We start from the raw sequence: 26,859 nt of genomic DNA, 5'->3' as shown, positions 1-26,859 counted from the left end.
TCTAATTTTTTAGTGTTTTACGATGCGATACGCTTTGTAGTTGTATCATCAGTTGATTTCGCCACCTGTTCTGACCAGCGTTTTAAGGTTTCAGGGCTGACAGGATTAGCAATTGGATCTAAAAATACAGGGACAGGACGTTCTGCCTCATCGTTATAACTGGTGGTAAATAAGCGCACACGGTTTAAACAAATCTTTTCAAACTCTGCTCTAAACATGGCAAATTTTTCAATACGTTCTGCCAACTCTGGATGCGACTGATGAAACGTCTCAATCACTGATGAAATAGTCTGCCAAAACTCAACTTCACTATGCTCAGGGTAGTCTTGTAGGAATACATTACAGATATAGCGGTAATGCACCATAAACAGCCCAGTGAAAATAAAATGACTGAGTTCCTGCGCAGGATGTCGCAGTAAAATTTGTCCCTCAATAGGTAAACCTGCCAACTCTGGGAAGTCTTCATCGACCAAGTTGACATCATCAATAAAGTCTTTCAGCACCATTTTCTGCGGTACGCCATTGGTGTGAATCAGCATGGTATTTTCCCCATGTGGAGAAAAAGCCAAGCCATATTTGTACAAACAAATTAAGAGTGGAGTAATAGATACTTCAGCAAAGCGTTTTAACCACTGTAATGGGCTCAAACCTGAGGCCTGAATCAACACAGCTAATATTGACTGTCCGTTGATGTCTCGATGTAACAAAGCTGCTTGCGAAAGTGCCTGTTCACCAGTTCCAATCACTGGGTCTATACTTTCACGCCATAAGCATCCAAACAGTTCTTTAAACTGATACGGCGCGCCTTCAATCTCATCAAAGCATGGCTGATGGATGGTCAATGTTGCGACTTCACCTAAGAATGCAACACCTGACTGTTTTAAGTCTGGATCTTGAGATTGAATCTGCTTTAGCCAAGCTGTGACGGCTGGGGCTGCGATGTTCCGTTTAGATGGCAATCCTCGATACACTGCGGTATTGAAAATACTGACTGGTAATTTGACATAATGCCGCTCAGGCTGACTAATGTTGCAAAGCGTACGAATCGACTGCATCGGCACGTAGTCATCGTCTCCAATACCCAACTCGATAATACGCTGATCTACAATTTCATTAGCATACGTTGGCATTAACCATTGGTGCCACTGCCATGCATGTACGGGAATGAGGAAATAGTCACGACAAGAGCAGCCTCTGTCATGTAATTGTTGTTCAAAATTTGTGAGTTGTTCTGCACTTAACTCATGTTGATAGAGTGTCCCCGCTTGCCACTCTTTGGTAGAGCGAAATTCCGCTAGATCACGATGGACTGCTAGCCACAGTACTTTTACAGTTGGAGAAAGTTCTGGCGCAGCACTTAAATAATCATCATAACCAAAACCCATCCGACCTTTACTCATAATCAACCACGGATGACCACGCAACATGCCTTCAATTTCATGATGAGATGCGGTCAATACCGCTGCACTGCTTAAACGACTTTCATCAAATAAATGCGCTTCAGCTAACCATGTATTGTTCATTTCTTTGATCAAATACGCCTTAGTAAAAGGCTTAACTTCAGTTTGATTTGAAAAGGCGCGAATAAAAGTATGTAAGTTCCATGCAGGAATATCCTCAACCGCACCCAACTCGCGTACCGAACCCTCCTCAATTTGCCAATGTCCCAATAAATAGTTCTGAGCTTTAAAGGTATAGCTTTGATCATCCAAAAGAAGTTGATAGCTGTGGTCTCTTAAATGAGTCACTTGAATAATTTCTTCATATAAAAATTCAGCAATCGCCATTTCGATTAAACGCTGTCCTGCTGAACGCCACTGTTTCTGATTCACTTGAAGTTGTGCAAAGTTCATATTATTTTCTCGAATGTATAGGCCGTCATAGATGGATGTAGACCTGTTTGTATTTTTTGCTGTTCAGTATTTTTGGACTTGGATAAAGAATGAACTGAAACTGATACCCTCTGAGTGGATATGCCATGCTGCACATACACTTCGGGGTTTAACTCAGGTTTAAAGTGCTGGAAAGTCTGCTCATTACTTCCTATTTCATAGAGCTGATAACCGAGCAATTGATTGGCAATCATCGCTGCTCGAAATGCACCAAGTCCTAAGTCTGGTGTACCAACACCATGACTATGCATCTCTTGGTTTTGCACAAAAATTTCGCCCATTGCACTATGCTGTAAACGATAATCTTGACTGACTTTCCAGCGCCCCATTTGATCGGTTGCAATCAAAGGTTTTAAATATTTCAAAAATGGAAACTCAGGGCTGTAATAACCTGTGGATGCAACCACAAAGTCAACATCCATATAGAAGCGCTGTTGAGTTACCGTATGTTCAAGACTTAATCTGATGTGCTGACTTTCCATCAACTCAGCATCAAGCAACTGAATTTGAGCATGCAAATGTGTTTTTTGCGGGGTAGATGCAATACTACGGTGATAGAGCCTTTGGTAAATATCTCGTATGGTTTTGGCACTAATACCTTTGTACAACAACGCTTGATCTTTTAACTGCGCAGCTTTTTGTGACTCCGAAAGCGTGTAAAAATGCTGGGTATAGTTCGGGCTAAAATGTTCCAACCCCAAAGGGGCATATTCCATCGGGAAAAAGCCATTGGAACGCGTCAGCCAGTGCAACTTGAAGTCTGCTATTTTGGTACGATCATGTTGATACTGCTGATCGAACAAATCCAAGAAAACCTCAGCAGAAGACTGGCCAGAACCTAAGACCACGACATTACCTTTTAGTTTTTCTTTTTGATGTGTCAAATAGTCTGATGAATGAATACATTTCTCAGGAACTTGCTGCTGTAACTTATGTAAACAATCAGGTAAATAAGGCAAGTTACCTGAACCAATTACTAGGTTTCGGCACAAGTAACGGATAAAACGGCCACCTTGTTCAACCACGACCTCATAACCTTCACTTTTAGCATAAATGGCCTTAACTGTTGATTGGTATTGAATATGACTGAGTTGATCTGCCACCCATTGGCAATAATGGTTGTATTCACTACGTGGAATGTGTTGCTGTTCAAGAAAGTAGAATTTATATAAGCGCTGCTGTGTTTTTAAATAATTCAAAAAACTCAACGGGCTGGTCGGATCGACCATCGACACCAAGTCTGCCATAAATGGAACTTGCAAAACTGTATTGGGGAGTTGCATACCTGCATGCCAGTCGAACTGCGCTTTTTTCTCAAAGAACAGATAGCTTAATTCCGTCTTTTCATGCAACAGACTGGCAAGGCTTAAGTTAAATGGCCCTAGGCCAATCGCAATAAAATCAAGCATAGAGAGCATCCTCTTGTTTGATACATAACGGATTGGCTAACTGAATATAGACCGACTGATTTTCAACAGCTGCTATTAATTCATCTAGTTCATATAATCGGGTCAGCAAGTTGCCCTTATAGGGTAAAGTCTGCTGATACAACAAACTCTGAATTAAACTACTCTCTGGATATTGTTTTAAAAGCTCCAATAGATGTTGCTGAAGCACTGTAAGTAAATCGTGTTCACTTACATAGCCTGTTGCACCAATGGCATTAATAATGCCGAATAAGGTATTACCAAAAAAATAATAACTAAAACGCTCATCGACAAATGCCTTTGGTCCAACCGCATGAGCTTTGTCATTCAGCTCTGGGAACTGTTGTAAAATTTCAGTTGCAAACTCTTCGATATAATAAAAGCCTTGATTATCACGTAGCCACAGCAACTCTGGCCAACCATCTTTTAACTCAACCAAGACATTTTGTTGATGCGACTCAAAGGCCATTCCGTAACGATGATAAACATACATGAGTGGGCTCAGACTGATATTTAAGAAAGCCTTAAACCAGTCGTGGGCAATTTGTATTTTATCATCTCGCCTGTGTTGAACTGCGATTTGCTCAAATAATGCGTTAAAACGATTGCGTTCTTTTATAGGATGGTCCTGACATAATGAAGCAATACATGTCACTTGCTGTTTTAGATCAAATGGCTGATCACGCACGATACAGATTGTTTCATCAATAATTTCACCATCCAGCTGTAGAGCAATCCATGCAGGATCATTGACCGCTTTTAGGCTTGGGCATTGTTTTAAAATATCTCGGCCCAATTCACTATGCCAAAGCCGATGCGTCATTTCACCGCGATGGCATTCTTTGGCTAAGTTGACACGTATAGAGTTGGTAATCATCACTGAAAGCGAAGGTTTCAGCATCCACGGCGCACTAAAACTAGCTAGAGTGCGAACAGATGTTGTTGGTGAGAAGAGCCAGGCTTTTTCACCCAAATCGATAATTTTCAATTTCGTTTTTAAATGTTTAAACCACGCTTTACTTTGTAAATAGCGGGCTTGCCACGGATGTAAGGGTAATAATTTATAATGTGCATAGGTAGACAGCGTGACACTTTCGGCTTCTGAGAGATGCCATTGAATTTCTTGCTTCAATTGCTCTGAAAAAGGGTTCTCAAGTGCTGTTCCTTCAGCAATATATTCGGGTGCCACTAGCCAATAGTGAAGTTGAGTTTGTCCTCTGGCTTCAGGTGAATATTTCTGCCAGTCTTCATGTACAAAGCCTGTTCTGCTTTTTGGCGCAGGATGCATGCTATGCCCTAAAATCAAAGCTTGTTCAGATGCGATAAAACTTTGCTCAGCCTGAACAAGCTCATCAAAATCATCTGCTCGAATATTTAAAAACTGTTGTAAAGCATCACGGCTTTGGATCCAACGCTCTAATAATGAGGCCGCGTCTACTTGACCTTGGGTTTGCTGAACCAACTCTTCTAGTAGCAGACTGACCATTGCAACTGAGCTAAAGTTAAGCTTCTGACCTTTTTGAAAAATTTGAGGCAAAGCAGCAATACGATGTCGCCCAACACGGCTGACATAGCTTAACGGAACAAAAAGCTGCGCTTGGATTAAATTGAGTGGTAAAGATAACAGCGTCAAACCTTGGCTAAACGCGAGTTGAGTTGAGTTTTGTTGATACTTCTCAAGCAAATTAGAATTGCCTGTTTCTTGTGAGTATGCATTGACTAGATGTTGCATCGCCAAGCGATTGGCTTGCTCTTTCATCTGACCATATCCTCTTATAAAAGCTTATTTCAAGCTCATTTCATGTAATTATGTTTCTTAAAGGTGTTCACGTTGGCCAACGCTGTAAAGCATGTTAATGATAATTATTATCATTTATCTTTGCAATTTTGTTTACTTTTGAAAAAAACACCAAAAAAACAACATAAAGTATTGTTTTATATTTATTTTAAATTGTTAATCAGTTTTTTAAATATATAGTATACGAAATTACACCATAGCTTTAAATGATAGTTTATGAATTTATAATTGATCTGAACTATAAATTTTCTCTATTTTAGATTGAAAAAAGCCCACTCAGATGACCTGAATGGGCTCTAAAATAAACTAAAAGTAAACGCAAGATTCGCTGTTTATTCATCCAACAAATCAGCAAAACTAGCAGAAAGTACTTTGGCCAAATCCTGAGGCTTTAAACCGATATCCAATCCACGTTTACCGCCACTGACATATAGTTTTTCCAACTGTTCTGCGCTTTGGTCAATTACAGTTTTTAACCTTTTTTTCTGCCCTACAGGACTAATCCCTCCGACCAAATAACCTGTCAGTCGTTCTGCATCTTTAGGATCGGACATTTTTAGTTTTTTGGCACCTACAGCCTGCGCCACTTTTTTCAAGTTCAACTGATGATGTACAGGAAGAATTGCAACAAAATAGTTTTTTTCATCGGTCACTAACAGTGTTTTAAACACTTCTTCGACACGTAAGTTTAATTTTTCCGCAGCTTCGAGCCCGAAGCTTTTGGCATTGGCATCATGCTCATATTCATGAATAGAGAATTCGATTTTATTGGCTTTCAAAAGTTTGGTTGCTGGTGTCATTACTGTTCAATATTTTCATTACATACATCGCAGTATAAGCCTTTTAAAAAGGAATGTTTAGCGGTAGGCCTTTCATGAGCATCGAACTTACAAGCACTCAGTAAAGCAATGACTGTAAGTTCGATGTCAACTATGTATTCAGCTTGTTATCGCTGAAATATTGCAGTTTAGTCAGCACTTAATCCGAATTTCTTAAAGATTTGAGCACGGCGCTTAGGCAAGATATTGGCTTTGGTCAAATCACCTTGGTAGTGATCAAACACTCGTTGATCCATCATTTTAAACCACAGCTTTGGAATTAACGCTGGAATCAACATGGTGGCATAACCACTCGGTAGCTCTGGGGCTTCATCAAAATGTCTTAATGCCTGAAATGGGCGGGTTGGATAGGCATGATGATCTGAATGGCGTTGTAACTGATATAAGAATAAATTCGTCACAATGTTGTTATTATTCCAGCTGTGTTCAGGCATGGTTCGCGCATAGCTGCCATCTTCTTTTTGGCTACGCTTTAAACCATAGTGTTCAATATAATTAATAATTTCAAACAGGCTCACCCCATAAAATGCCTGTGTCACCAGATATGGCGCTACTTTTTTACCAAACAATTTCAACATGGTTGCATGAAAGCCCGCACTCATTGCCCATCCATGAAACAGTTCATTTTCTTTGGAAAAGAATGACAGGCCTTTGCGTTTTAGGCGTTTATGTTCAATTTCAACCGCCGACTTCAATCCACCCAAAACAGTTCGCGGCCAAAACTCATAAAAAGTCTCCCCCATTTTCGATGAAGCAGGATCTTCTGGCGTCGCAGCACGTTTATGGTGTCCATAGGGGTGCTCTATACGGAAATGATTGTAGACCAACGGCACTAAAGTCATATGTGACCAATAATGATCTGATTTTTTAGGACGATGGCACAACTCATGTGCTGTATTTACTGCTACTCCATTAATTGCCCCCATGGAGACACCCAATAATATTTGGTCGAGCATTGATACATTTTGGCGGGTCACCACATAACCTGCAAACAGGTTGGCTGCCATTTGTAGCGGAATGAACAATTTCACAATACGGTCATAGTACGGGTCATCCACCAAGACCTTAATTTCATCATCTGAAGGATTGTTCTCATCTGCACCAACCAAAGCATCGACCGCTGGAATGATGACATGTAATAATAGTGGCCCACCTAAGGCAAATATTTTCTTAGTGGGTTTTGGACCAAAATGATAGCCTGCTAAAATGCCCATGCCAATCACAGGAAGCCCAGGACTCAAGAGCCAGCCAAAACGCTTTTTATCCATCCCTGCTGCATTTTTAACGACTACGCTAGAATTCGTCATTTTCACTGATGCATTCATTACCATTCTTCCAATTTTCTTGTTATGCCTTTATATTTCTAGAAATGGGACATAAAAAACAGTTGCTAACGTCCAAGAAAACAGCGTAATCGTCCTTGACCTCAAATGACTAAAATTGACCCTAAATCAAATATCAAGACCCAAAAATAAAGAATAGAAATCGTAACGTATGGATGCTTTAAGTAAAATTTTTGAAGATATACACCTCAACCAATCTGAGTACCTCTACCTTAAACCGTATGGTGAGTGGGCTTTTCGCTATAGCGAACAATCCACAATGATGGCCTATGCGGTATTACAAGGTGATTTCAATATTTACCTAGAAAACAAACAAAGCATACGAGCGGAAGCAGGTGATCTGATCTTACTCCCTTCGGGGCCAAGTCATGAATGTCGGTCGTCAAGCAAAGACCAACTATTAGAAGTATTCGATATTTCTGACTTATTTGCTCAAAACCAACACAAAGAAGTCACTTTTGGAAGTGATGCGACACAACAAAAAACCGTAATCTTGGCCTTACATGCACATATGGACCCTATTATGGCGCGTCCGTTGGTACAAGCCTTACCCGCATTTATTCACCTGCAACACCAAGACCTCAGCACAGTGCCTGAATGGTTGCAAATTGGATTGCAGTTTCTCGCTCTAGAAGTCCAACGCATACGCCCGGGTCGCGACAAAATTTTGGATCATTTGGTCAGTATTTTATTAATTGAATGTGTACGTGATTATATTGACGCGCTGCAAGACTCGAACAATTGGCTGAGTGCTTTATCTCATCCTGAACTCTCCAATGCCCTTGCTAAAATTCATGCGGAACCTGCACAGCCTTGGACAGTTGAGTCCCTTGCAGAACAGTGTTGTATGTCACGATCTAAATTTGCCACATTGTTTAGCCAAATTTTAGGCACCAGCCCTTTGGCTTATTTGCAACAACATCGTCTGCGTTTAGCCGCCCAATACCTGCGCAATGGACAAGGCACAATTCAACAAATTGCACATCGGGTCGGATACAACTCAGAAACGGCTTTTAGCCAAAGCTTTAAACGACAGTATCAAATGAGCCCAAGCCAATATAGAAATCATCCAAACCCAACTTAGAATGCTCGTCCGTAATGATTTAATAGCAATCTTCACTCTACTTATGTCTTTCTGTGCCCAGATAAATACCTTGAACTTGCAGACAAAGATTAGCATCTTGTGAAAATCACACTATAATATCCCGCATCCTTGCTAGAGATGGCTTCAAACCACTGCTTGTTTGTTCTTTTTCGCTCTAGCCACACTTTTTTAAGTCCAATTTTCATCCGTGATTCGGCTTATTTTTCAATGTTTTATCTCTTATATGTCCATGCTGACATATAGGAAAATTTAGGTGCCAGCATGGAAATCAAGGTTAACTATCTCGATAATCTTCGCCAAGAAGCGAAGTTCGATGATTTTACAGTCATTGCCGATCAACCGATTCGCTACAAAGGTGATGGCTCTGCACCCGGTCCATTTGACTACTTTTTAGCATCTTCTGCGCTTTGCGCGGCTTACTTTGTCAAAGTGTACTGTTTGGCACGTGACATCCCAACCGACAACATTCGTTTGTCGCAAAACAACATTGTTGACCCTGAAAACCGCTATAAACAAATTTTCAAAATTCAAGTTGAGCTCCCAGCGGATATTTCAGAAAAAGATCGCCAAGGTATTTTGCGCTCTATCGACCGTTGTACGGTTAAGAAAGTCATTCAAACAGGTCCTGAGTTTATTATTGAAGAAGTAGAAAGCATTGATGCCGATGCACAAGCCCTGCTTATTCCAAGCCTTGCTTCTGAAAACAGCACCATCATTGCAGGTAAAGACCTGCCTTTAGAAGAAACTATTGCCAATATGTCAGGTATTTTAGCTGGTCTAGGCATGAAAATTGAAATCGCTTCTTGGCGTAACATTGTGCCGAATGTGTGGTCTTTACATATTCGTGATGCACAATCGCCAATGTGTTTTACCAACGGTAAAGGGTCAAGCAAAGAAAGTGCTTTAGCTTCTGCGCTGGGTGAGTTCATTGAACGTCTGAACTGTAACTTCTTCTATAACGACCAGTTCTGGGGTGAAGACATTGCTAATGCCGAGTTTGTGCATTATCCAGATGAAAAATGGTTCATGCCAGGTCCAAATGGTGAAATGCCAGAAGGCGTACTGGATGAATATACGCTTGAAATTTATGACCCTGAAGAAGAACTGTTAGGTACGCATTTATACGACACCAACTCAGGGAAAACTGAGCGCGGTATTTGCGCTTTGCCTTTTGTTCGCCAGTCTGATGCTGAAGTGGTTTACTTCCCATCAAACTTGATTGAGAACTTATACCTCAGTAATGGGATGAGTGCAGGAAACACCTTAGCTGAAGCACAAGTACAGTGTTTGTCTGAAATTTTTGAGCGTGCGGTTAAACGTGAGATTTTGGAAGGTGAACTGACCCTGCCAGATGTACCGCAAGAGGTTTTAGCGAAATATCCTAGCATTTTAGCGGGCATTCAAGGTTTAGAAGAGCAAGGTTTCCCTGTACTGGTGAAGGATGCTTCTCTAGGCGGTCAATACCCTGTCATGTGTGTGACGTTAATGAATCCACGTACAGGTGGTGTATTCGCGTCTTTCGGTGCACACCCAAGCTTTGAAGTTGCGCTTGAGCGTAGCTTAACTGAGCTACTGCAAGGTCGTAGTTTTGAAGGTCTGAACGACTTACCTCGCCCAACATTTAGCTCAAATGCAGTCACCGAACCCAATAACTTTGTTGAGCACTTTATTGACTCAAGTGGTGTAGTGTCATGGCGCTTCTTTAGTGCTAAATCGGACTATGACTTTGTCGAGTGGGACTTTACCAATCAAGGCCAAAACTCAAATGCTGATGAAGCTGATGAGCTGTTCGGTATTTTGGAAAATATGGGCAAAGAAGTCTATATGGCCATTTACCAACATTTGGGTGCAACAGCCTGCCGTATCTTGGTACCAGGTTATTCAGAAATCTACTTGGTTGAAGACTTGGTTTGGGACAACACCAACAAAGCGCTGCTTTACCGTGAAGACATTCTCAACTTACACCGTTTAGACGACGGGCAGCTCGAAGCATTGGTTGAACGTTTAGAAGAATGTGAGCTAGACGACTATACTGAAATCAAGACGTTGATCGGAATTGAATTTGATGACAATACCGAATGGGGGCAATTGACTCTGCTTGAACTTAAACTACTCATCTATCTTGCATTAGAGCAGTTTGAGGAAGCAAAAGACTTGGTTGAAGCATTCTTACAATACAACACCAATACCGTTGAACGTGGTCTGTTCTACCAGTGTATGAATGTCGTGCTCGAAGTGATGTTAGATGACGACATGAAACTGGAAGAATATGAAGCCAACTTCCGTCGTATGTTCGGTGATGAACGTATGGATGCGGTAATAGGCACAGTTGAAGGTCGTATTCGTTTCTATGGTTTAACAGAAACCAGTATGAAGCTTGAAGGTTTAGACCGTCACTTACGTTTAATCGACAGTTATAAAAAGTTACACGCTGCTCGTGCCAAAGCTATTGGACTAAAACCTTAACGTAAAAAGAAACAACCCAAATACGTTTGGGTTGTTTCTCACTGTACTATCGCTATATCTTAAAGAAAATTAATCTAAAATATTTAAAATCGCCTCAACAGGATTTTCACTATTGCCTGCAAGTAACTGTTTATGCATCGTAATGTGTTGCATGGCCTGAATCTGCGCCGTTTCAATATTCATTAATTTTTCAATTTCAGCCGCCAATTTCTCAGGCGTTGCCTCTTTTTGAATCAATTCTTGTATCACTTTCTTGCCTGCAATAATATTCGGCAATGAATAATATTGAATCTTGATCAAGAATTTCACCACATGATAGGTGAGCCAATTCAACTTATAGAAGGTCACCATTGGTCGGTGTAACAACATAGCTTCTAAGGTTGCTGTACCAGAAGCTAATGCCACAATATTGGCTGCATTCATCACTTGGCGTCCAATTTTAGACTCGGTGCCTGAGTTTTCAAGCAAATCAATTTGGTCGACCAGTGCTTTTGGATACTGCTTAAGCAAAGCTTCGATTTGTTGCTTACGCGCATCATTGATTGCCGGTATCACAAAGCGATAGTTTGGATATTTGGCGTAGAGTAATTTTGCAGCATCTAAAACCAGTGGACCGAGCTTTTCAATTTCACCACGTCGGCTTCCCGGTAGTAAAGCAATATGCTTTTGACTCAGATCTAAACCCAGTTCTTCTTTGGCTTGTAAAATTGGGTTTTCTAGAGGTAATTGGCTGGCCAAGGGGTGTCCTACAAATGCAGCGGGAACATCCCATTTTTTATAAAATGCTTTTTCAAACGGGAACAAACACAACACCAAATCAATTGAGGCTTTGATGCCATGCACTCGTCCCTGACGCCATGCCCAAACCGAAGGACTAACGTACTGCACTGTTTTTATGGGCAGTTGTTTTTGCTTTAAACTTTTTGAAAGACGCAAATTAAAATCTGGCGCATCAATCCCTATAAATACATCGACAGGATGAGCAGTCCACTTCTCTACCAGCCCATCACGCACTGCAAAAAGTTTTTTAATATCTTTAAGAACCTCAACCAGCCCCATAACTGACAAAATATCCATCGGATAAAAGCTATTAAAACCCTCTGCAAGCATTTGTGGGCCACCAATACCCTCAAATTCTGCATCAATTCCTTGCTCACGAAAACTACGAATAAGTTGAGCACCTAAAGTATCCCCTGATACCTCACCCACTACGATTCCAATTTTAAGTTTCCGGTTTTGCAAAGCATTAGTCCTTATTTTTCAACCCATACATCATAACATAGCCATTTTTAGATTGGCGCGACTATGTTGGCCCAATCTGGGAATAGCAAAGACTACGATAATGAAAGAAAATCTAAATACACTAAATACTGCGCTTCAAATCTATCAAACAAAATTTTTCGATTTATTTTTTCAATTGTGAAGAACTTGTAAACAATCTCAGCAAACAATAAACTTATCAATAATTATTCTCATTAGCATTAATCAATGTTGAACATCCAATCTCATGGCTTTAGGTTATCAATTATTAGCTTAGCTATTTTTAGTGCTCAATATAGCCTTGCACAAGATGCGCAAAATTTAGCAACGATTACTGTGCAAGCAAGTGATGAACAGGCAGAACAAAACTCTGAGCGCTCGAAATCGTATATTGTTAAAAATTCATCGAGTGCAACTAAACTAAACATACCGCTCAAAGAAACCCCACAAACTGTGAATGTAGTTACACGGCAACAGCTTGATGATTTTGCACTCAATAGTACCCGTGATGTTTTACGGAACGTCCCTGGTGTTATTGTCAGCAACCAAGAAACTGATCGTACAACCTATCTTGCTCGTGGTTTTGAGATTTCAAATGTACTTGTTGATGGTGTGGGCTTTCCACTCGAAAGCTATAATTATAACAATGATAACCCTGACAGTTTTTTATTTGATCGAATAGAAGTAGTAAAAGGTGCTGACGCACTGAATAATGGTGTTGGTGATCCAAGCGCAAGTATTAATATGATTCGAAAACGCCCTACACAAGAATTACAGGCATCGTTCAATGCAAGTTATGGCTCTTGGAATACACAACGTTATGAAGCAGATGTGTCCTCGGCATTAACAGAAGACGGAAAAATACGTGGACGTGTATTTGGTTATGAACAAACAGGTGACAGTTATTTAGACAACTATGAGCTTGAGAAAAACGGCTTCGGTGCAATTATTGAAGCAGATATCACCAGTTCAACATTATTTACCGCGGGTTATACTGAAACCAATAATAAATCAAATGGTAATAACTGGGGTGCAAACCCTCTCATCAATACAGAAGGTGAGCAGTTAAGTTATTCAAGAAATTACAATTACAGTCCAGATTGGACCTATTGGGATACCAATATCAAAAATTATTTCGCTGAATTACAGCAAAAAATTGGTGGTGATTGGGTTGCAAAACTATCTTATGATGAAAAGCATACAACACGAGATTCAAAACTTCTGTTTTTATCTGGCAACCCAAGTGCCGATGGAACTTCAGGCGTATACCTATGGCCTGGTATATATGTGGATGACAATAAAGCTCGTCAAGCCAATCTTAATTTTTCAGGAACCTATCCATTATTGGGACAACGTCATGAGGCTGTTTTCGGGTACTCATGGTCTGAGAATGACAGTAATGAACTGGGTTATGGCGGTAGTTACAGCAATCACAACACAACAGATTTAGCCAGCTGGACACCAGATGAACCGACTTGGGATTTATCACAAACTAGTGGTGAAATGCATATGAAGCAAAAAAATCAAAGTTTTTATGCAGCAACACGTCTGCATTTAAACGATGATTTAAGGCTTCTTTTAGGTGCAAACTATGTACAAGCTGAAAGTAAGGGCACAAGCTATGGTGCAGATACAATTTATGATGAAAATAAAGTTTTACCTTATGCTGGCTTAACTTATAACTTTACACCTGAATATACAGGTTACATGAGCTACACTTCAATTTTTAGACCTCAAACAACCAAAGCATTAGATGGTGGTATTAATAAGCCAATTGAGGGGGAAAGTTATGAAATCGGTGTAAAAAGCTCATGGCTAGATGATAAATTGACAGCAACCATGGCAATTTTCCGTACAGAAGAAAGCAACTATCCCCTACGCAACTCTGATGGCCTGCCAACAACTCGTAAAACTCAAGTCAGCGACTTACGCTCGCAGGGTTATGAATTTGGCTTAGCTGGGCAACTTACCGACCACTTAAACCTAAACTTTGGTTACACCATATTAAGTTTGAAAGATTTAATCAATGGCGGTGACGCACGAACCTTTAACCCTACCCAATCTTTTAATTTATTGACAACTTATCAAATCCCACAAATTCCTAAACTAAAATTAGGTTTGGGTGTACAGTGGCAAGACAAAACCTATTTAGACGTTCCTGAGACAACAAATACCAATGGTGTAGTGACACAAAAAGCTGGCACCATACAACAAGATGCTTATGCGCTCGTAAATGTTATGGCAAGTTATGAACTAAATGACCATATTACTTTACAAGCAAATGGGAACAACATCACCGACGAAAAGTATTTATTCAATTTCCCTGATGCACAGGGTTTTTATGGCGCACCAGCCAATTATAGTGTTGCTGTGAAATTTAAATATTGATTCAATTGCGCCTGGGTTTCAGCTTTTAAAGCCTAGAGACTAAGGTGCTATTATCTGAGTAAAATGTTTAGTCATGAATCAAGTTCTATACCCTGTATCCGTCTTGTATCGGTTTTTAGTTGCATTTGGCTTAGGCTATTTATGCACATTCATTTTATCTGAACTACTGACTCTCAGTTTTTACCCGCTTTTAGATAAAGCAGAATCCATTTTTCTCGCTGCTTTTTTGTCGCTGATTTTTTTTATCTGTTTTGTTATTTTGAGTTTTTGTGTTCAATCCTTAAAAAAGTTAAGTCTTGTGACCTTTTCACTGGGTCTATGCTTTTTTCTCATGCTGAAGTTCGTAGGTTAAACCATGCAAAAATCCGTTCGCCAATCAATGGCATGGCTACACTCTTGGCTTGGTCTGACATTTGGTTGGCTATTGTTTGCAATTTTTTTAACTGGTACTGCAACCTATTATCGTCATGAAATAAATCTGTGGATGCAGCCGCAATTTGCCACCATGCAAGTCAAACAAGACACCGCGATACAGTCAGCATATCAATACTTACAACAAAATGCCGCAGATGCACAAAGTTGGTATATAGGTGTGGCAAGTACAAGTTCACCAGTCAATAAAATTTACTGGCAAAAAGCCGATGGTGGTTATGAAAGTAAGACTTTAGATGCAACTACTGCAAAAGAAGTCAGCCTATCTGCAACTCAAGGTGGTGAATTTTTCTATGGCTTCCACTACCAGCTGTACGGTGTGCCCTATTTTATCGGCAGGCTTCTAGTTACTATCGCAGCGTTTTTAATGATGATTATCCTCATTTCAGGCATCATTACGCATAAAAAAATATTCACAGAATTCTTTACCTTAAGGGCATTTAAAGGACAACGTTCGTATTTGGACTTTCATAATGTCACTTCTGTGATTGCTTTGCCTTTTTTTCTCACTATTACATTTACAGGTTTAGCCATTTTCTTTTATCTCATTCTGCCGAGTGGTATGAAAAAACTCTACCCGGAACAACCCTTTCAATATTTCGATGAAATACGAAACACTAGCATCGCATCAGATATAAAACCAACACCAGCAACTATGCAAACCATAGGCTACTTTATACAGCAGTATGAACAGCGCTGGAGTAAAACTGAAATTGATAATATCACGGTCAAACATCCTAATACGGACATGGCTCAAGTGAACTTTGTTGCGTCAACTGACTCAACCATTACACGTAGTCCTGACCAACTCAGTTTCAATGCTGAAACTGGTGCACTACTTGGTGATACACGCAATAATAGTGCGATTGCGACACTCAATAATGGTGTTTATGGCTTACATATGGCGCACTTTGCACAGCCACTATTACGTTTCGCATTCTTCTTTTCAGGGCTTTTAGGTTGCGCCATGATTGCTTCAGGACTTTTGTTATGGAGCTTAAAACGTCAATTACAAAATAAGAAACAAAGCTTCCACTTTGGACATTATTTGGTAAATCGTCTCAATACCGCAGCTATTATTGGCTTGCCAATTGCCATGCTAAGCTATTTGTTCACAAATCGTTTACTTCAGTTAGAAGCAGGTCAACCCAACTATGAGATTTACGCCTTTTTTGGCACTTGGTTACTCAGTTTATTCATCGCACTGCTTACTCCACAGCAACACCTTTGGAAAACTCAATTAAAGGGATTCATTTTACTTGGTGTGTCTTTGCCTATTTTCAATCTTTACTATTTAATCAGCCATCAATATGTACATAACTTGAATGAATATTGGTTGTTCTTGCGAGTTGATCTTATGATCGTCATCCTTGCGATATTGGCTCTTTTCTTACATCAAAAAATCCAGCCGATTCAACAAAAAGCAGTTCAAAAAATTCAGAAAAAATATGCCAATACTGCTGCTCAGGAGACCCATTCATGATCTATATGATTACTGGGATCCTTATCGCATTATCCTGCTATATCCTTTTTCTGGTGAGTGAAAAGCAACGACCTAAAACTCACAAATCACGTTGGTCGAAATGTGCAGAACATTATCAAATCTGTCGCTATTTTGCTTTTGCTGTATTGGCTGTAGCATTAACTTTATTGATTCAATACACGGGTCGCGGTGTAGGAAGTGTTAGTTTCTTTATATTTGCAAGCCCTATCCTTTTTATCCTGATTCTGCGCATCAATGACTTAAAGCCCAAGAAAACAACCAAATCTAGCTAAGCATTTATTTTAAACTCGCACACTTCTTATTTAGATCATGACCTAAATAAAAAGCTGTGCGATTCAATATAAACAAAAAAACTCAACAGAATTTTATAGACTGATCAAAATCATTTAAGTTGAAGCACCCTGCTTTTTTGGTTATAACATGTTTAATAATCAGCACTTTATACAACTTTCCACAGGGTAAAACCTTGCGTTCAATTTTAAATTGGTCACAACAAGAAATCATCACTCCTCTTCGACAGTTATGGATTTGGTCGAAACATCATTTTGGCTGGACACTTCTGATTTCGGTCTTTTTAAACCTGATTGTCTTTATTTGTTTCCCGAGCAGTTGGATTCCTACTCAGATTCAAAGCAAGATCTTTGATGAAATCACGATTGAAGTCAGTAAAGGAAGGATCAGTACGTTGAAATTTAAACAACAGCATCATTTATGGGTCGCAAACTGCGCATTGGTGGTAAAACCTGTTCAGACACTATGTGACCAATCGGTTCATCGTCACCAATTTACGGTAAGGCAGGTCGAAATTTATTATTTGCAACCTGTTTTTTGGGACCTAAAAAATTCCAAAAAAGAGGTCTTTATTCATCAGCTCACTGTACCTGATCCACGTCAGCAGCATTTCGATATGACCTATACTTCAACATTCGCAGACTTTGAAAAATGGAAACGTCACATCACCCGTCACATCTATGTTGTACGTGGGATGATCGCTCTCAATTTTTTATGGCTATTTACTCTTATATTGTTTAAATCACAAACCGCTTCTTAGCAAACATAATTCTTTGCTATATCTTTTTTTAGAATAAGTAAATCAACAATCAAGACAACGGCTTATATTAAAACGTCATAAGATATGCACGTTTTTGATATTTGGCATATAACAATGTTTGGTCCAATTGAATTTATTCTCGCAGGTGTTTTAGTCGGTTTTTGTGTGGGAATTACAGGTGTCGGTGGTGGCTCTCTGATGACCCCTATCCTGATAAGTCTTTTTAGAATCGAACCTCACATTGCGATTGGTACAGACTTACTTTATGCCGCAATCTCTAAGTTCTGCGGTTCATTTGTGCATGCCAAAAAGTTAAATATTGTATGGCCAATTGTACTTTGGCTTGCAATCGGTAGTATTCCTGCTTCTTTTGCAACACATTGGGTACTCGACAACTATTTAAGCCAATCTACACATTATAAAGCTGTACTGACCATGGTCTTAGGCTTTATGTTAACCATCACAGGTTTGTCGATTGTCTTTCGTAATCAAATTGAAAAATTTTTCAATAAATTACGCAAAGATGAACTCCCAGACATGACTGAAGACTTAGAAAAAGTCCAGCTTCAAACCAGCAAGAAACGCAAATACATTGTCATAATGGGTGTGGTTCTTGGTGTCTTCGTAACACTATCTTCAGTTGGCGCTGGTGCGTTTGGCATTATGGCTTTGGTCATTATGTTTCCAAACTTACCAATGATTCGTATTATTGGTTCTGACGTAGTACATGCTGTCCTCCTTACTTTTGTAGCAGGTTTGGGTCATATGACTTCAGGCAATGTCGACTTTCACCTCCTGATGTGGTTATTGGTGGGTTCGATTCCTGCAATTATTGTCGGAACACTGATTAGCTCGCGTCTTCCTGAAAAAATCATTCGCAAAGTCCTTGGCATCACACTCTTTGCTCTCGGGGTAAACTTTATGTTGAATCCTGTTAAAGCAAAACCAGTTAAACCTGCAGAAACTGCGCAAGTCGTTCAAATTTCTACACATCAGAATGCCTCAGTTTAGGCATTCTGATTTAAAATAACTCCAAGATTCATCACTTTTTTTTCAAAGATTCATTCGACTTTTTTATAACCTTTTCTCAGCTAAACCGTGTTATATTCAGCTCATAAAGCAACTTAATACGATCGAACCAGTGACGGCAATGAATACTCTACAGTCAAACTCTATTACCCAAAACGATATCGATGACGTGAACTTACAAAGCATTCATCCGCTTGTAACACCTGCGGAATTAAAAACTGAATTGCCTCTCACTGAGTCTGCATATCAAACTGTACTTCACGGTCGTGAAACAATACGCAATATTTTAGATGGTAAAGATAAACGCATTTTTATGGTTATTGGCCCATGCTCTATTCATGACCCAATTGCTGCACACGAATATGCAGATCGTTTAAAAGCGTTAAGTGAGAAAATTAAAGACACCATTTATATCGTTATGCGTGTTTATTTTGAAAAACCACGTACCACTGTGGGTTGGAAAGGTCTCATTAATGACCCAGACATGAATGACTCATTTAACATTGAAAAAGGGTTACGAATTGGTCGTAAGCTTCTGGTTGAGTTAAATGAAAAAGGTTTACCGTGTGCAACTGAGGCACTTGATCCAAACTCACCACAGTACTATCAAGACTTAATCTCTTGGTCAGCAATTGGTGCACGTACCACTGAAAGCCAAACACACCGTGAAATGTCTTCAGGTTTATCTTCACCTGTAGGTTTCAAAAATGGTACAGACGGTGGTTTAACTGTTGCAACGAATGCAATGCAGTCTGTTAAACATGGACACCACTTCTTAGGCCTAAACAACCAAGGACAAGTTTCTGTAATTCGTACTTCAGGTAACCCATACGCACACGTAGTGCTTCGTGGCGGTAACGGCAAGCCAAACTACGACGCAGGTTCTGTAGCAGATGCTGAAGCAGCATTGGCTAAAGCTAAAGTCAGTACGAAAATCATGATTGACACCAGTCATGCAAACTCAAACAAAGACCCATTCCTCCAACCGCTTGTTCTGAAAAATATTACAGAACAAATCATTGATGGTAATAAGTCTATTATTGGCATTATGGTTGAAAGTCACCTTAAAGGTGGACGTCAAGAAATTCCTGAAAACTTATGCGACCTCGAATATGGTAAGTCTGTAACCGATGGTTGTATTGACTGGGATACCACAGAAAAGGTATTACTAGAGATGCACGAAGCACTTAAAGACGTTTTACCAAACCGATAAGTTTAAAAAACGCCATCTTCGGATGGCGTTTTTCATTCTATGATTAAGAAAAAATTATGAACGCTATTGAAACTCACTTAAGCCAAACCCTGAATTTTCAATTCATCCACGAGCATTTACTGACTTCTGGACAACCAACTGCAGAACAGTTAAAGCAAATTAAAGAGTATGGTGTAAATACTGTGATCAATCTTGCGCTCAGTAATGCCAGTAATCATTTGCCCAGTGAAGATCAAATTTGCTTAGATTTAGGGCTGAACTATATACATGTACCTATTTCGTCGGACATGCCTTCTGATGATCAATGTTTATTGATCTTAGATATGATTGATCATTTAGTTCAAGAACAAACCATTTGGGTACACTGTTCGAAGAACTACAGCGTCAGCAGTTTAATGTATTTATATCGTCAGTATTATATGAATATGGATATGCCGACAGCCCATGAGGCCATGCATCAAATTTGGGAACCCAATGACACATGGACAGGTTTAGCACATGCTGTTGCTTTACAACTTCAAGGCCGTAAAGCAACACAAGAGTTAAAACTTGCGATGATCAACCCTGATCATTTTGCATGAGAAATCAACACTGTTGCAGTAGATAAAATACCTTCTTGACGACCCGTGAAACCGAGTTTCTCTGTGGTCGTTGCTTTGATACTAATCTGCGTAACTTCGACATCAAGAACGTCTGCAATACTTTGACGCATTGCCAGATTATGCGGCGCTAACTTCGGACGTTCACATGCTACGGTAATATCAGCATTATTTAATTGATAGCCACGGTCTAAAATAAGTTGATAGACATGTTTAAGCAATACACGACTGTCTGCTCCCTTAAAACGAGGGTCTGTATCTGGAAAGTGTTGACCAATATCCCCCAAAGCCAACGCACCCAATAATGCATCTGTTAAAGCATGCAAAACAACATCACCATCTGAATGTGCTTTCAAACCGTGTGTATGTGGAATCTGAATCCCAGCCAACGTGACAAACTCACCCTCTTCAAAAGCATGTACATCAAGCCCCTGTCCTATTCGAATATGTGCAACCATGCTCAGTTTCCTTTAAGAAATAAATGATTGAAATCTTGTATTCACGCTTTCTCTTTCGCTATAGTTACAAGCAGCGCAACATAGTGAAAGTATAAGCGATCATGCTGTTGAAAACCGACATAAAACTTATGAAAAAATTTAGTATTTTAGTGTGTCTAAGTTGTCTTTGTACCAGCTTTAGTTATGCTCAAGTCATTGACTGTGACGCTCCTTCATCGTCTGGTCTTAAAAAGATCTGTGGTGATCAATTCAAAGACATTCGGCACAAATTAGACACGCAATCAATGACTGCTTTTTTAATCAGTGATGCCCCACAGCGTTTATTAGTCGATACCCAGCAGCTATGGTTGAACCGTCTACAACAGTGCAAATCCTTAGATTGCTATCAACAGCAGATGGACTTTCGAATTGATGATCTGAATTTCTATACTTCACTTAATCAAAGTTTGACCCAACACTATTTAAAGTTTGAACATGGGACGATTGCTAAGCAACCTGTACATCTACAAGTTCATCAACTGTCTAAAGATAAAATTAAGATTGAAGGTATCGCCTACCGTAATCCTAATAATCGTATAGAGACTCAAACCATTTCATTTTTGGCCTACACTACACCAGATCAGAAACAAAACATCACGGACAATGAAAACAACTGCCATTATCAGTTCAACTTTCAAAAAGCCATTCTTTCTGTAAAAAGTGAAAACAAAGCATGTAATCGTTTTGTTGGTGTGTATCGTGTTTATGACTAGGCTACCAAATAGATCAACCTAATGAACATCAGGAGGTTAAAAACGTGCAAATATTAGTACAATGCTGCAACCTCCTAGAACAGAAAAAATTGACCATTGCCTTTATCGAAAGTGCCAGTTCTGGTTATTTGTCCAGTCAGTTTTCGATTTATAAACATAGCGGAGCTGACATTTTACTCGGTGGACTGGTCAGTTACGATCCCAGTATCAAATGTGAAATTTTAAAAATAGATCCAGCATTGATTCAGCAATATACAGCAGAGTCGATTGAAGTCACTGAAGCTATGGCAATTCACGGTCATCGACTGTTTCGTCATGCCGATATCATTGTCTCATGTACAGGGTTATTGAAACCTGGAGGAAGTGCGACGCCTGAAAAACCAGAAGGCACCTTTTACACGGCTATTTATTATCAAAATACATTAAGTAGCTACCAGTATTTGTTGCTAGGAACTGCGCTCGAGCGACTTGAACAACTTACGAAAAACGTAGCTCAAATGGTCATTGAACGTATCCAAAATGCTTAAAGCGTTATACTCAAGTTAACTTTTCTACATTTTGTAACCGCTAAAGTGAAACATCATCAGTAAAAAATATGAGGTGCCTCATGGTGATGAGAATAATCCATCCACTACTTTTCAGTAGCTTATTTTTTTCAAGCCACAGTTTTGCAACTGTAGGTGGACCACAAAATATTGAAGTTTTAGGGCTCGACCAAACTGATCAGAAAATTTATGTGATGCGACATTATTTAGATGGTCGGGGTCGTTTGCCACAATTGTATTATTATCAACTCAACAGCAAACCCCCTCCAAACTGATTGAGGTAAAATCTTTATATATCAATCCAAAAACTCAAAAAATTGACTATGATCAAGACAGTCAGAAGTTTGACCGTGACATTGCAAAAATTAAAAAACGACTCAAAGCTTTAGCGCCGATTCCGCCCAAGCAGGTTAAAATTCAAGTCATCAATAAAAAGACTTCAAAAGAACCCTCTTGGTATGACCCTACACTCTCAATACCGAAGTTTAGCTATCAATATCAAGTGAAATACATCAATTTGAAAAGTCCCATACACAAGGCGGTGGACTATAAAAATGGGCTGCGCATTTCGCAAACTTATAAAGTTCCTCATCAACAAAAAGCACTGGTGACAGTTCAATATCTCGGGATTCCTTTTGAAACAGGTTATAACATTGAGGACCCTGTACTTCTCACCCGCTAAAAAAATAAGGTCTAAAATTATGAAAGTAGAGCCTTTTGGCTGAGTGCATTAGATTTTGGCCAAAGCCCCCTATATCCTTTCTATTGCTAGTTATTGCGGGTCAGAGCCTATAAAATCTGCATTTGCACAGAATTAGGAATGTCTATACTTAGTTCCACTTGATGTATTGACCTAAACAATTTAGTAGCACCACTTGCTAGATGCATAAATTAATTCAACAACATTGAAAACTCATCATTTTCTAAATTTCTTACGTATTAATATTCAAATCTTCTAATTGTTGGGATACTGTACAACCAAGTATGAAAAAGCTTGTTTTTTTAAAAAATCTTCGCTAGTATTCATTTCGCTTGAACTTGTTGATATATAACAAATTCAAGATATTAGGGCCTATAGCTCAGTTGGTTAGAGCAGCGGACTCATAATCCGTTGGTCCACAGTTCAAGTCTGTGTGGGCCCACCATATAAAACAACCACTTAGGTGCATTAATCCTAGGTGGTTTTTTATTGGCTATTTTTATATAAACATTTTGAATTCAAGTATTAGTCGTTTCTGCTTATTTAAAAAAGATTCGAAATTTTCATTTAAGCAATCCTTTCTAATCTTCATCATTCTCAGAATCACGACCTAATTTATCTTTGCTTTAGATTTTCCTGTCAAATCTTATTTTCAGGCATTTTTTATGATAACTGTCACAAATTCTTTGCCTAAACTTGCAGCTATAGATTCAAATGATATGAGTCAAGCCATCATGACTGATCGTGCCCCATTGTTTCTATACCCTCCTACAGAAACCTATACTGTAATCACTTAGCCTCACTACTCACAAAAATATGGCTAAGTTAAGCATTGAATAACTGTGAACATAACATCCAACACGCTATATATGACTAGCAAGTATAAATTCTAAGCATCTAAACATGATGCTCTAACAAAGTATCTCATTTAGAATAAGAGCTATTAACGATTATAGATGATTGAAAATTAAATTTTTAAGTCAATCAAGCTAGTTATAGCTAGCATCAAAAATCAGTGCATTTATACATTATTACCACTAAATACTGATTTCCTTTTTCTTACGAGACTCAATGAAAAATTCAACAACCGACCACAGAACAACCAAACCGAAAAGGACAAATGCCCATAAAAAAGTCGAAAGATAAGTCATTTTAACAATCCTGAACTTTGTTACACCAAAGTTAAAGTATGAAAGTTCACACTCTTTTCTTAGACCAAAGTCTAATCTTTCATTTCGATTATGAATAGTAGTATTTTTAAAAAAATTATACTTATTTTCTATTAATAAAGATCTATAAAGACTTATGGCATACCTTTTAATCATAATTATTTAGCCTACTAATGGAAAAATCTGACCTCTAATGTCTGATCAAAATTAAGTTAGGGCTTGACTCAAACGCCAAACAAGCAGACATTAGCCACTTTAAAAAACACTTGTATATTTATGCTCATGTTAAAGAAACTGATTGGCGAGTCTGCATTTAAGCTCGCAGGCTGGAAATACCATGTGGAACCAAATGTTTTAGAAGATAAGCAAGTCATCATTGGATTTGAGCATACCTCTATGCTCGATGCTGTTTTATCACTGGCCATTTTTCAAATCTACGATATGAAAATCCATACCCTGATTAAAAAAGAATTATTCAAGGGGCCAATCAAGCCACTACTCGAGGCGATTGGTGGTATTGCAGTTGACCGTAAGTCAAATAAAGACATCGTATCGCAAATGGTTGAACACTTTTCTCAACATGAAAAATTCAACTTGGTGATTGCACCAGAAGCAACCCGTGCGAAAACAGGCGAAGCACGTAAACCGATTCGTACAGGCTTCTGGCATATTGCAAAAGCCGCAAATGTCCCTATTGTACTCATGTATGCGAATTCGCAAACCAAACAAGGGGGTATTTTTGGAAAAATCTATCCCACAGAGTTAGATCATGATTTGGCCCTCATTAAAGCACTTTATAAAGAACATGTTGGTTTAGATATCGAAATTCCTGAACCTAGAAATGATCCCAAATAAGCTCATCTAAATGACCTAAAAGAATGTGAATAGCCCCTCTCTTTTAGGTCTAAATTAATTCTGTCTAAGGGCTCATTTTTGAAATGAATTGCTTCACAATCTAAATTTGAAATAACTGGCTTTATTTCAAACAATTTTATTTATTTTTTGTTTAATCTGACTCATTTCAGAAAAACACCTACTTTCGCATAAAAAAGTGCTTATGGTAGAATTTGCACAATTTGATAGGCACAAAGCCAATCTACAAGGAGCATATTTCGCATGGCGGGTCATTCCAAGTGGGCCAATATTAAGCATCGTAAAGCAAAACAAGATGCTAGCCGTGGTAAACTTTTTACCAAATTTATTCGTGAATTAACAACTGCTGCAAAGCTTGGCGGTGGTGATGCTGCAAGCAACCCACGTCTCCGTGCGGTTGTAGAAAAAGCACTTTCTGTGAATATGACACGTGACGTCATTAACCGTGCAATCCAACGTGGTGTTGGTGGTGAAGATAACGACGATTTAAAAGAAATTACTTACGAAGGTTATGGCGTTGGTGGTGTTGCAGTTATTGTAGAAACCATGACTGACAACTTAAACCGTACTGTACCAGATGTGCGTCACTGTTTCTCAAAAACAGATGGTAACTTAGGCACAAATGGTTCAGTTGCTTTCTTATTCACAAAGCGTGGTGAGATCACTTTTGAAGATGTGTCTTTAGAAGATCAAATCATGGACGTAGCCCTTGAAGCAGGTGCCGAAGATATCGAAGTTGATGAAGATGAAATCTTAGTCATTACTACACCCGAATCTTTTGGTGATGTGCAAGATGCTTTAACTGCTGCTGGCTTAAAATCTGATAATGCTGAAGTGGTCATGAGCCCTTCAACAAAAGCTGAAATTTCTGATATCGACCAAGCGAAAAAGATCATGAAAATGATTGATATGCTGGAAGATTTAGATGATGTACAAAACGTTTATACCAACGTTGAGTTCTCTGATGCGGTGTTGGCAGAATTAGACGCCTAATCTTTGCTTGATCAAAATGCGCGCTCAAACATAACTTTGGGAGCGCATTTTTTATGTCTGATTTAATACACTTTCAATAAATTTTGCTTTTTTGCAACGATATTTATCCATGCTTAAATGCTGGCTGTCGTGTTTTAATTGATTATAAGCCATGACTAAATTCTGATTTTTCAACAAGCGATCACGAAAGATCAAAAAACTTTGCCACTGAGAGTTTTTCACAACCAATTGAATAGCAACATCATCCTGCTGTAGCGACTCTAGCATACACAGTTCATGCGTTCTTAAAGTATCAAGCTTTTCAACAAAACCTAAACTGGAAATACTAACGATGGCTGAGTCAAAATCTACAGCATCAACAGCCACATAAATATCCAAATCACCTTTAGAAACTGCATGAGGAATGGCAGATGAACCAATATGTTCAATCTGTGCTTTGGGTATGAGAGCTAAAAGTTGTCGCTGATAGTATACAAATTTTTGATGGCAAGATGCTTGATACTCAGTAGCTGCATAGAACCTCAGCATACACTAAACCTTACTCAACAAACCGCTACAGTTAAATACATTATATTCTTTAATCACAAAGCTTGAATGAAGTGCCACCACATGCTCAATTTTACCAATGCGTTTGAGTAAAATATCACTGTAATTTTCCATATCTCTTGCCACAACTTCAACAATAAAATCTGCTGACTGCCCTGTCACTAAAAAGGCATTGGTCACTTCAGGAATGCTTTCCAACTCTTCCAAGAACTTGGAAAAAGTGTCGGTATCATGTTTACTCAAAGATACTTGGAGTAAAACATGTAAACTAAACCCGAGTTTTTGATAGTTAATATCTCGCTTAACTTTAGTCATAATCGCATTATCAATCAGATGCTTAATACGACGATGCACCGAACTGACCGATAAATTAATACGCTCTGATAATTCGTTTAGATTGATATCTTCATTACTTAAAATTTCTAAAATTTGCTTATCAAAACGGTCTAATTCCATTTTTTAACTCTCATAATGCAT

Annotated in this window: 22 protein-coding genes, 1 tRNA gene and 1 pseudogene; 15 read left to right on the top strand and 9 right to left on the bottom strand. The window is 39.0% G+C overall.

Annotated elements, in window-relative coordinates; translation table 11 throughout:
* Positions 1-17: 17 nt before the first annotated feature.
* The 5 genes from GBI16_RS04555 to GBI16_RS04535 all read right to left on the bottom strand — a co-directional run bounded on the left by GBI16_RS04555 (position 18) and on the right by GBI16_RS04535 (position 7,281).
* Positions 18-1,853: an IucA/IucC family siderophore biosynthesis protein gene (locus tag GBI16_RS04555; protein WP_086209238.1), complete on the bottom strand. Its 1,836-nt coding sequence runs from the start codon at positions 1,851-1,853 to the stop codon at positions 18-20.
* Positions 1,850-3,301, bottom strand: coding sequence for a lysine N(6)-hydroxylase/L-ornithine N(5)-oxygenase family protein (locus GBI16_RS04550; protein ID WP_086209239.1), 1,452 nt, complete (start codon positions 3,299-3,301; stop codon positions 1,850-1,852). Before GBI16_RS04550 ends, GBI16_RS04555 begins: the two co-directional genes overlap by 4 nt.
* On the bottom strand, positions 3,294-5,078 hold the full coding sequence (locus tag GBI16_RS04545; protein WP_086209240.1) for an IucA/IucC family siderophore biosynthesis protein: 1,785 nt from the start codon (positions 5,076-5,078) through the stop codon (positions 3,294-3,296). Before GBI16_RS04545 ends, GBI16_RS04550 begins: the two co-directional genes overlap by 8 nt.
* Positions 5,079-5,449: 371 nt before the next feature.
* Positions 5,450-5,917 carry a Cys-tRNA(Pro) deacylase gene (gene ybaK, locus GBI16_RS04540; protein WP_086209241.1) on the bottom strand — a complete coding sequence of 156 codons (468 nt, stop codon included), beginning with the start codon at positions 5,915-5,917 and terminating at the stop codon, positions 5,450-5,452.
* 167 nt (positions 5,918-6,084) lie between these two features.
* A complete protein-coding gene (locus GBI16_RS04535) occupies positions 6,085-7,281 on the bottom strand; it encodes an alkane 1-monooxygenase (protein ID WP_086209242.1) in 1,197 nt (398 codons plus the stop codon).
* A gap of 169 nt (positions 7,282-7,450) precedes the next feature.
* Here GBI16_RS04535 and GBI16_RS04530 point away from each other — a divergent pair, with 169 nt between their 5' ends.
* Together GBI16_RS04530 and GBI16_RS04525 are read left to right on the top strand one after the other, a co-directional pair.
* Positions 7,451-8,383, top strand: coding sequence for an AraC family transcriptional regulator (locus GBI16_RS04530; RefSeq protein WP_086209243.1), 933 nt, complete (start codon positions 7,451-7,453; stop codon positions 8,381-8,383).
* 282 nt (positions 8,384-8,665) lie between these two features.
* A complete protein-coding gene (locus GBI16_RS04525; protein ID WP_151706594.1) occupies positions 8,666-10,870 on the top strand; it encodes an OsmC domain/YcaO domain-containing protein in 2,205 nt (734 codons plus the stop codon).
* Positions 10,871-10,939: 69 nt separating this feature from the next.
* Here the strand turns inward: GBI16_RS04525 and lpxB are convergent, their stop codons facing one another.
* Positions 10,940-12,112, bottom strand: a complete 1,173-nt coding sequence (lpxB, locus tag GBI16_RS04520) for a lipid-A-disaccharide synthase (protein ID WP_151706593.1) — start codon at positions 12,110-12,112, stop codon at positions 10,940-10,942.
* Positions 12,113-12,358: 246 nt separating this feature from the next.
* On the opposite strand from lpxB, the gene GBI16_RS04515 reads away from it, so the two are divergent.
* The 7 genes from GBI16_RS04515 to GBI16_RS04480 all read left to right on the top strand — a co-directional run bounded on the left by GBI16_RS04515 (position 12,359) and on the right by GBI16_RS04480 (position 20,328).
* Positions 12,359-14,518, top strand: a complete 2,160-nt coding sequence (locus GBI16_RS04515) for a TonB-dependent siderophore receptor (RefSeq protein WP_151706592.1) — start codon at positions 12,359-12,361, stop codon at positions 14,516-14,518.
* A gap of 355 nt (positions 14,519-14,873) precedes the next feature.
* The gene (locus GBI16_RS04505) at positions 14,874-16,433 is read left to right on the top strand and encodes a PepSY domain-containing protein (RefSeq protein WP_151706591.1); all 1,560 of its coding nucleotides are present in this window, start codon (positions 14,874-14,876) and stop codon (positions 16,431-16,433) included.
* Positions 16,430-16,726, top strand: coding sequence for a hypothetical protein (locus GBI16_RS04500; RefSeq protein ID WP_151706590.1), 297 nt, complete (start codon positions 16,430-16,432; stop codon positions 16,724-16,726). Before GBI16_RS04505 ends, GBI16_RS04500 begins: the two co-directional genes overlap by 4 nt.
* Before the next feature lie 194 nt (positions 16,727-16,920).
* On the top strand, positions 16,921-17,505 hold the full coding sequence (locus tag GBI16_RS04495) for a hypothetical protein (protein WP_151706589.1): 585 nt from the start codon (positions 16,921-16,923) through the stop codon (positions 17,503-17,505).
* A 114-nt stretch (positions 17,506-17,619) separates the two neighbouring features.
* On the top strand, positions 17,620-18,516 hold the full coding sequence (locus GBI16_RS04490) for a sulfite exporter TauE/SafE family protein (RefSeq protein ID WP_086209251.1): 897 nt from the start codon (positions 17,620-17,622) through the stop codon (positions 18,514-18,516).
* A gap of 139 nt (positions 18,517-18,655) precedes the next feature.
* Positions 18,656-19,747 carry a 3-deoxy-7-phosphoheptulonate synthase gene (locus GBI16_RS04485; RefSeq protein ID WP_110974899.1) on the top strand — a complete coding sequence of 364 codons (1,092 nt, stop codon included), beginning with the start codon at positions 18,656-18,658 and terminating at the stop codon, positions 19,745-19,747.
* 56 nt (positions 19,748-19,803) lie between these two features.
* Positions 19,804-20,328, top strand: coding sequence for a protein tyrosine phosphatase family protein (locus tag GBI16_RS04480; RefSeq protein WP_086209253.1), 525 nt, complete (start codon positions 19,804-19,806; stop codon positions 20,326-20,328).
* On the opposite strand, the gene ispF is transcribed toward GBI16_RS04480, so the two are convergent.
* Positions 20,316-20,804, bottom strand: coding sequence for a 2-C-methyl-D-erythritol 2,4-cyclodiphosphate synthase (gene ispF, locus GBI16_RS04475; protein ID WP_151706588.1), 489 nt, complete (start codon positions 20,802-20,804; stop codon positions 20,316-20,318). The genes GBI16_RS04480 and ispF overlap by 13 nt on opposite strands.
* Before the next feature lie 101 nt (positions 20,805-20,905).
* Here ispF and GBI16_RS04470 point away from each other — a divergent pair, with 101 nt between their 5' ends.
* The 6 genes and pseudogenes from GBI16_RS04470 (at position 20,906) to GBI16_RS04445 (ending at position 25,836) form a co-directional block, all read left to right on the top strand.
* The gene (locus GBI16_RS04470; protein ID WP_162900276.1) at positions 20,906-21,556 is read left to right on the top strand and encodes a hypothetical protein; all 651 of its coding nucleotides are present in this window, start codon (positions 20,906-20,908) and stop codon (positions 21,554-21,556) included.
* Positions 21,557-21,600: 44 nt separating this feature from the next.
* Entirely contained in the window at positions 21,601-22,083 is a 483-nt protein-coding gene (locus GBI16_RS04465) for a CinA family protein (RefSeq protein ID WP_151706587.1), read from the top strand.
* Positions 22,084-22,169: 86 nt separating this feature from the next.
* Positions 22,170-22,791: pseudogene (locus tag GBI16_RS04460) on the top strand (aminotransferase).
* A 378-nt stretch (positions 22,792-23,169) separates the two neighbouring features.
* Positions 23,170-23,246: transfer RNA gene (locus GBI16_RS04455), tRNA-Ile, on the top strand.
* A gap of 1,006 nt (positions 23,247-24,252) precedes the next feature.
* The gene (locus GBI16_RS04450; protein ID WP_086209592.1) at positions 24,253-24,825 is read left to right on the top strand and encodes a 1-acyl-sn-glycerol-3-phosphate acyltransferase; all 573 of its coding nucleotides are present in this window, start codon (positions 24,253-24,255) and stop codon (positions 24,823-24,825) included.
* A 261-nt stretch (positions 24,826-25,086) separates the two neighbouring features.
* On the top strand, positions 25,087-25,836 hold the full coding sequence (locus tag GBI16_RS04445) for a YebC/PmpR family DNA-binding transcriptional regulator (RefSeq protein ID WP_086209318.1): 750 nt from the start codon (positions 25,087-25,089) through the stop codon (positions 25,834-25,836).
* Positions 25,837-25,887: 51 nt separating this feature from the next.
* On the opposite strand, the gene GBI16_RS04440 is transcribed toward GBI16_RS04445, so the two are convergent.
* Both GBI16_RS04440 and GBI16_RS04435 read right to left on the bottom strand, forming a co-directional pair.
* Complete coding sequence (locus GBI16_RS04440; RefSeq protein WP_086209593.1) at positions 25,888-26,361, bottom strand: GrpB family protein; 474 nt, start codon at positions 26,359-26,361, stop codon at positions 25,888-25,890.
* Positions 26,362-26,367: 6 nt separating this feature from the next.
* Positions 26,368-26,838 carry an Lrp/AsnC family transcriptional regulator gene (locus tag GBI16_RS04435; RefSeq protein ID WP_086209319.1) on the bottom strand — a complete coding sequence of 157 codons (471 nt, stop codon included), beginning with the start codon at positions 26,836-26,838 and terminating at the stop codon, positions 26,368-26,370.
* Positions 26,839-26,859: the final 21 nt, after the last annotated feature.

The organism is Acinetobacter sp. TUM15064 (genome assembly GCF_008980265.1).
Classification (GTDB): Bacteria; Pseudomonadota; Gammaproteobacteria; order Pseudomonadales; family Moraxellaceae; genus Acinetobacter.
Note: the sequence above shows the minus strand (reverse complement) of the source record. Positions and strands in the feature narration are given on the sequence as shown.